Origin of the sequence: Corallococcus sp. 4LFB, assembly GCF_046520365.1 — a bacterium.
GTDB classification, from domain to species: Bacteria; Myxococcota; Myxococcia; order Myxococcales; family Myxococcaceae; genus Corallococcus; species Corallococcus caeni.
In genome coordinates this window covers 1-911 of record NZ_JBKGHJ010001111.1, presented here as the reverse complement: position 1 = coordinate 911, position 911 = coordinate 1, and the positions used below count along the sequence as shown (strand labels likewise).

Genomic DNA, 911 nt, shown 5'->3' with positions numbered 1-911 from the left:
CGTCCGCCGTCAGGTCCGGCGGGGCAGGGCGGGGGATGGGCTCGAACACCAGCCTTCCATCCAACGCGAACAGTGGGGCCTCTCGCGCGCTCGCCAGCAATTCGCCCGGCGTCGCGCCGCCCGCCGCCATGTCCAGGAGCACCTCCTCCTCGGAGAACATCTCTGCCGCGAACTCGCGGAACGTCGTGTCCAGGCGCGGGAAGATGTCCCGCAACTGCGCCCACTCCTGCGCCGGGAGCTCCTTGCTGGATACCCATGGCCTGCGGTTTAGGAAACCGCCGCTCCGTCCAATGGTACCAGCGCTCAGTTCCCGCTCGAGTAGAGCAGATTCCCGCCGGCCTGACGCACTGGCACGACGCCGCCCCACCTCGGCCATGACGCACTTAGCCCTCCAGGAGGCGCTGAACGGCAAGGTCGTGGAGTGGATGGAGAGGGTGACGGACGAGCCGTACGGCGGTCAGCCCGGGAAAGGGGTGCCCCCGTGAGCCACGGCCTGCCACCCATCGTGCTTGTGAGCGCGAACTTGGGTTGAAGGAGGGTAAGGAGCCTCATGGCCTTTCGAGTCCAGCTCGCCGTCCTGCTCCTTTCCTTGCTCAGTGCGTGCGCCGCTCCAAGGGGGAGGGTTCGGCTGGATACGGGGGAGGGACCGCCCACGGAGTACAGCCCTCCTTCTCCCGTCCGGGCCGTGGCGGTCGGGGCCGGGGCATTCGAGAAGGCGCTGACCGAGCTGGTTCTGGCCGCGCCCCTGCGCCTGCGGGCTTCGCGGCCGGGCAACTGGGTGCGCGCCTCCTATCCCACGAGCGAGGCCGACTCCCGATGGCCGCGGGTGACGGACCGTGGCTTCGGCGGCTTCTGTGAACCGGGGCCTCGGCGGGGTGACTGCATCTCGCTGCTCGAAGACGTGATGGGGC

The 911-nt window shown here is 69.4% G+C and carries 2 pseudogenes; one reads left to right on the top strand and one right to left on the bottom strand.

Going from position 1 to position 911, the window contains the following annotated elements:
• A pseudogene (locus ACLEQD_RS44380) lies at nt 1-214 on the bottom strand (DUF4388 domain-containing protein); the annotation flags it as partial.
• A 471-nt stretch (nt 215-685) separates the two neighbouring features.
• Between ACLEQD_RS44380 and ACLEQD_RS44375 the strand changes: the two are divergent.
• Nucleotides 686-911: pseudogene (locus ACLEQD_RS44375) on the top strand (hypothetical protein); the annotation flags it as partial.